Here is a 6774-nt window from a genome sequence, read left to right as displayed (position 1 = left end):
TAATATAATAATATAATAATATAATAATATAATAATATAATAATATAATAATATAATAATATAATAATATAATAATATAATAATATAATAATATAATAATATAATAATATAATAATATAATAATATAATAATATAATAATTATATCTTAACACTATTTTCATTGTATGTCGTATAGTTTCTATGAATTTGGCAAATTATTATTTAAGACTTAATGAAATTATAAAAATTACTACTAACCTTATTGTTAGAATTCGCTCCCTAATTTCAGGTAATAACTGAGATTTTCATGGAATAGGTACTCTTTATGAAATTAAGTATGAAGTTAAGAGAGTTATTGTGCTCTTTATTGTCAGCTCATGCAGCAACCTCTTTGATTTATTTTTCATATATGTATGGTGAAATAACCAATCAAATTATATTACAGGTGTTTTTTTTAGGCTCAGTCTGTATTGCATTGTTTTTATTTATAAGAAATAGTTTGTCACATGTAGTATTAATTTCATCATTAATTAAATTAGTAATAATATTGTCACATAATGAATTATATTTAACACGATATGTGGATATTTTTTTGTCTGGCTTGATAGCGTCCACTAGTATAATATTTGCTATAGGCGAGGTGTCTAAATCAGAAAGTAAGCCTAAAGCATCGTCCAGATTGCTTATATATATTAATATCATAACGTTAACCTTAGTTTCAGTTTTGAGCTATCTATCTACCCCTTCCTTTATTACTACCGTTTACCTCGCATCATTGCTTTTAATTATTTTTTATATGTACATAGGTGGTCATGGCTCGCTTGAACGGCCTAATTACACTAGGATTTACGCTGTTTTTAAGAAGATCCCAACAATTGCGATTTTAGTTTATATGTGTGCAGTTTTTACTATTAATACATTTTACTTAATCGTTGGTGAACTGGACCTTAATAGTGGTTATTTTAACGAATTCACTGTCTTTTATATCCAGTTGGCTTTTATTATAGGCGTCTTCATAAGCTTTATAACTATTAAAAAGATAAACATAATATTCATGAATTAACTTTAGCTATTAAAAGCCTAGCCTCAGTTATCTCGATAGACTTTAATTTGGCCTCATTAAGGATCGTAGATGAAAAATATATAGAGAAAGAACATCCGTCTGTAAGTAATTTGTATCATAGAGACTCTTCTTCGCTTACGTTGACTAAAACTTTCTATGGTGAAGGGGCATTGTATTTAGATGAATCAAATGTAAATAGAGAGTTCTTTGTGGATAATTCAATTGCAACACACGATTCATTAGCAATGATTGATCCGAAAAAATTTGAAGTTGTAGGTGATGGCATGTGGTTATTACTAAAGGGAGAAATGGGCGAGTCTATTGATCCTCGTAACAAAGAGTTTGTTGCTCACATTAGAGGTGGTCACACAGATTATCAAGATATGTTCCTAGGGCAAGGGTTGATTCATCGCGGTGGCAGGTTTGTTGATACTCCTATTCGACTTGTATTCACATTCAGTAGTTATACCACAAAAAGGCCATATCAATGATTAATGTAATAATTATTGGTGATTCTTATGTTAACTATGCACTTTTTCCGGCAGACAGTCGTCTGTTTTACATAGGTCGATGTCGTGAATGGGGTGATATTGATGTTGTTGAATATATTCTTGAGTTTCCCGCTACATTTGATATAGAAGAATATGATAAAAAAGAAGAAGAAATTACTTCAATATGTCGAGATGTCGAGTCTAAATATGGCAATATAGATTTTGTTATAGGTATCTCTGAATACACACTGTTAGTAGCGAGCAAAGTAAGGGAAAGCTTAAAGATTCCCGGAAGAAGTGTTAGTGACATAATACCTTTTAGAAACAAAGCTGTAATGAGAGATCGAATATGTTCAGCTCGCCTTCTGAAGCAATGTAACTACTTTTCTCCTACTGTAGCAGATAGTACCTTTCGAACTAGTATTTTTTGTAATGATGATTATCCGTTAGTAATTAAGCCCTGCTCTCAAGCAGGCAGCCGATTTGTTTCATTTATTGATAATGAAAGCGATCTGCTTGAGGCTATCGATGATATGAATGAAAATAAACTGGATTATATTATCGAAAATAAAATTGCAGGTGAAATTATACATATTGATGGACTCTATAGAGATGGAGAACTTAAGTTTATCTGTGCTAGCAAATATGTTTATGACTGCATGTCGTGGATAAGTAAAAACACCCCAATGTCCTCAATTCAGATAACTGGTGAGAATACTGAAAGAAATGTCATCGATTTTGCCAACAAAGTATTGGCAAGCATTGGCACCAACGATGTTGTTTTTCATTTAGAAGCATTTGCTCACAATTCTGATCCAATCCAGCTGTTAGAGATAGCAGCTCGACCTGGTGGAGCTGCTATTGTTCCTGCAATTAAGGTGTTTTACGGGATAGATCTTAATGAAGAATCATTAAAAATAGATTTAGGGATAAAAACAACAACAAGTTCCGCTGGTTATCTTTCGATAAAGCGAAATGCTACTGAAACTTTCTCGTGGATTGTGCTTCCTATAAAAGAAAGAAGGCATCTTCAAATTGAAGCTGTCTGTGGGTTAAACCGTTTGCCGGATAGCGTCACATGGTCGACTTCTATTGAAGTTGGCGAGGAGTATAACAAAGAATTTTGGGAAGACAAAGCCCTCGCTAAATTCGTTTTGGTAGGAAATACTACAGATTTACTTCGTGATATGTGGTATTTGGAAGAGTCAATAAGTGTAGATTTTAAAGTTATACACAAGGGATTGTGTAAGGTAATATCATGATTAGTAGCGAATATTCGAAAGAGATGGTGTTGGGAATTTTTTGTCATAAAGCTGAACTTGATGGCATGAGAAAAGGTATACCAGCAAAGTTACTAATCGACGACCAAACCTTGTTATTTGCAAACTCTACAATCGCTGGTTTTAAGGATGCCGTTCTTTCTCAAGCCCTTCCCGAAAAAACAATTTACATTATTCAGGAATGTATTAGAGCCAATAACCTCAAAACTTACAGCGATCCTAGTGAAGAACTCAAATATATGAGTGTATTTTCGCAATTAGGATTGCTAGGAGATGAAAACTCACTGGTTAGCATGCTAGATTTTATTAAGACATTTTTCTTTGACGGCTTAATGGTTCCTGAGTCCGCTTTTAGAATAAGAACATCAAGCTCCATAAAGTGGAATAGATTAATAGAAAACGAATTCTCATCAGCTTGTTTCGAACTAAACAGTAGAGATGAATCATATTATAACTGGAGTTATGGAGTTGCTGGTCTATCAGGGGTTGGTGCAACAATTGCTATTTACAATGATATAAATGACGAATTTCAAGATATAGGAAATATCATTCAGTTAAATTTAAACAAAGAAACAGTAGGTTTTGAATTTGGCTTTGGTTTGGAAACACTTTTAGCACGCTTAAATTATTTTGACTCGCCCTTTGAATATACTATCAGTGAGATGGGGGGCGATCACTCACTGATACCAAATAACAGAAAGTTATTAGATAGTCTTATGGTTTCTGTGTATTTGTTACACCTAGGAGTTTGTGAGGGTCGCAGTAAAAGAAGTTCTGTGTTAAGAGGCGCACTTAATAGCTTAATGTATCAATGTATTATTAATGCCGTTTCATTAAACTCTATCCTCAATATTACAAAAAGGTATTTGTCAACAAGAGAGCTTCAAAACTTGCATAATACTGATTTCGTCTCTGGACTATCTCGTGCTTACGATAGAGTGTATGAGAAATATAAAAAGTTAGTTGATTACATCAGGTATTCGAAGCGCCACAACAAATCTAGTGATTCGATTTTTAAATATGGTACAAAAAAACTTGCTTTACCCGTCTGGTTTATAACCGAGTCTATTTCCAGACAAGACCTTTCCCTGTAGCGTATAGGAAACTGTAACTTAATGAACTATTCAGAAATAGAAAAAAAATGGAATTCGCATTGGTCTAAAACAGACGCGTATTCAGTTTCAATTAACTCATCAAAGCCAAAGTATTATTGCTTGGATATGTTTCCCTATCCTTCAGGCTCCGGTTTACATGTAGGTCACCCGCTGGGCTATATCGCAACAGATGTTGTTAGTCGCTTTAAGAGATTGCAAGGTTACAATGTCCTCCACTGTATGGGATTTGATTCCTTTGGTTTGCCAGCAGAGCAGTATGCTATTGAAACTGGGCAGCACCCGAAAAAAACTACCAACAAAAATATTACAATGTTCAAAAGTCAGTTGGATCGGATGGGGTTGTCACTTGATCCCAAGCGAGAAATCAGAACATCTTCTCCTGACTATTACAGGTGGACTCAATGGATATTTTGTCAGTTGTTTGATTCTTGGTATGACTTTACGGAAAATATAGCAAAACCAATTAATTACTTAATACAATTATTTGAACTTAACGGCTCTAACGGTATTAACTCGTCTGGTGTGACTCAGTTCTCTCGCCACGAATGGGAGGCGTTTAATGAGAAAGAACGATTGGATATTCTTATGGAGTACCGCCTTGCCTATCTATCTTCAGCATTAGTTAATTGGTGCCCAAAACTTGGGACTGTATTGGCTAATGACGAAGTCATTAATGGATATTCTGAGCGTGGAGGCTTTCCTGTTGAAAGAAAAAGCATGAAGCAATGGATGCTGAGGATTACCGCTTATTCAGATCGTTTACTTGATAATTTACATAAGTTAGATTTTCCTAAGTCGTTAAAAGAACTCCAAAGAAACTGGATAGGCAAATCAAAAGGCGTGGCGGTGAACTTTAAAGTTCATGGTGTTCAAAATCATATTGAGGTATTTACCTCAAGAGTAGAAACTATTTGTGGAGTAACTTTTCTAGCTGTCTCTCCCGAGTCTCCATTGGTTGATGAATTTACTACGCCCGATCGTGTTGATGCAGTCACAGAGTTCTTAAGTTTAAACTCTAAGCGAAGTGAGCGAGATCGATTAGCCGATTTAAACAATACGAATGGTGTATTTACAGGTTCTTGGGTTATAAACCCGATAAATGGTAAACAGGTTCCTGTTTGGGTAGCAGATTACGTTATTGCTACGTATGGGACTGGGGCAGTTATGGCAGTACCTGCTCACGATGATAGAGATCGTCGTTTTGCAAATAAATACGGCCTAGAGCAAGTTACTGTTATCGATGAGTCTAACACCTTAGTTAATTCTCTAGAGTTTACAGGAATGAAAACTTTTCTAGGTAAGAAAAATATTCTTAATAAACTGCTTAAAGCAAACATCTGTAATGAAAAGACAAGCTACAAGATGCGAGATGCCGTTTTTGGTAGGCAACGATATTGGGGGGAGCCAATTCCAGTATATTACGATGATGGTATTCCGAAACTAGTTCCTGTGTCAGAGCTCCCTGTAGTACTACCTGAGGTTGAAAATTATAAGCCCACTTCTACTGGCCAGCCTCCATTGGGTCACGCTGCAGACTGGTTATTCAAAGGAAAGTACCCCTACGAACTGTCTACGATGCCTGGATGGGCAGGTTCTAGTTGGTACTTTTTACGATACATGGAACCTGATTGTAATACGGAAATTGCTTCACGAAATAGCTCTGACTATTGGGCTAGTGTTGATTTGTACATGGGTGGAAGCGAGCATGCAACAGGACACCTTCTTTACTCTCGATTCTGGAATATGTTTTTGTACGATTTAGGTTGTGTATCTTTTGAAGAACCATTTAAAAAAATTGTTAACCAAGGAATGATCGAGGGTAAATCAGCATTAATTCATAGAGTCGTGGGTGAAAACAAGTATGTATCGTCAGACATTAGTGATAACTACATAACTTCCCAAATTCATATTAGTAGCGATCTTGTTGATGGCTCAACTGTCTTAGTAGATAAGCTAAGAGCCTGGAGAGTAGACTTTTTAGATTCCGAATTTATTTTTAATGGCGATACATTTCTTTGTGAACACAAAATAGAGAAAATGTCTAAATCAAAGCACAACGTCACTAACCCAAATGATGTTATTAGTGTCTATGGTGCAGACGTTTTCAGAATGTATGAGATGTATCTTGGTCCGATTACGCAGTCAAAGCCATGGTCAATTAGTGGTATTGATGGTTTAAGTCGTTTTTTGAAAAGGTTTATATCTATTTACCAAACTGAAACAGGGATATCAAAGGTTGTTCAAGAGGCACCAACTCAATCTGAGTTAGAACTATTGCATGTTGCTATAAAAAAAGTTTCTGAGGATATAGAAAAGCTAAATCACAACACTGCTATTGCTGCTTTAATGATATGTGTCAATGGTTTAATAAAAGAGAAGTGTCATAAATGCGAAATTCTTATCCCGTTAGCAATTATAGCATCTCCCTTTATCGTATATGTAACGCAAGAGCTATGGGTGGGTGCTTTAAAACAAACCGGTAATATTTTTGAGCAGGCTCTGCCTATTTTCAATGAAGCTAATTTTAAGAAAGTTAATTATTGCTACCCGATTTCGATTAACGGAAAGGTTCGTGCAAATATCACTTTTGATTTAGATGCGTCAGAGGAATCTGTAACCCCCCTAGTACTTGAAAATGAGAAAGTTAAAAAGTGGATAGCTGATAAGCCTGTAAAAAAGGTAATTTTGGTTAAGGGTAAAATTGTCAATGTGGTTATTTAAATTTTTAAGCAATTAATTTTTATAACGTCTAGATGGTTAGGAATTTTAATCCTAACCATCATATGGGAGAGTATGGAAACAACATTCATGGTCAGAAAGTCTGATGCCTGAGGTATCAGAAAGA

The 6774-nt window shown here is 35.0% G+C and carries 4 protein-coding genes; all 4 read left to right on the top strand.

All coding sequences use genetic code 11. The features are described 5' to 3' along the window. Window positions 1-1090: 1090 nt before the first annotated feature. From PR800_RS07300 to leuS, 4 genes are read left to right on the top strand one after another with little or no spacing between them, the layout of a single operon-like run. Window positions 1091-1534 (top strand): hypothetical protein, encoded by a 444-nt coding sequence (locus tag PR800_RS07300; RefSeq protein ID WP_166265243.1) that lies wholly within the window; start codon window positions 1091-1093, stop codon window positions 1532-1534. After that, complete coding sequence (locus PR800_RS07295; protein ID WP_272530483.1) at window positions 1531-2796, top strand: ATP-grasp domain-containing protein; 1266 nt, start codon at window positions 1531-1533, stop codon at window positions 2794-2796. The genes PR800_RS07300 and PR800_RS07295 overlap by 4 nt, the downstream gene beginning before the upstream one ends. Then, window positions 2793-3908, top strand: coding sequence for a hypothetical protein (locus PR800_RS07290; RefSeq protein WP_166265249.1), 1116 nt, complete (start codon window positions 2793-2795; stop codon window positions 3906-3908). The genes PR800_RS07295 and PR800_RS07290 overlap by 4 nt, the downstream gene beginning before the upstream one ends. A gap of 21 nt (window positions 3909-3929) precedes the next feature. Then, window positions 3930-6650 (top strand): leucine--tRNA ligase, encoded by a 2721-nt coding sequence (gene leuS / locus PR800_RS07285; protein ID WP_210843422.1) that lies wholly within the window; start codon window positions 3930-3932, stop codon window positions 6648-6650. The last annotated feature ends 124 nt before the right edge of the window (window positions 6651-6774 follow it).

Origin of the sequence: Providencia sp. PROV205 (assembly GCF_028479505.1) — a bacterium.
In the GTDB taxonomy this organism is placed as follows: Bacteria; Pseudomonadota; Gammaproteobacteria; order Enterobacterales; family Enterobacteriaceae; genus Providencia; species Providencia huaxiensis.
Note: the sequence above shows the minus strand (reverse complement) of the source record. Positions and strands in the feature narration are given on the sequence as shown.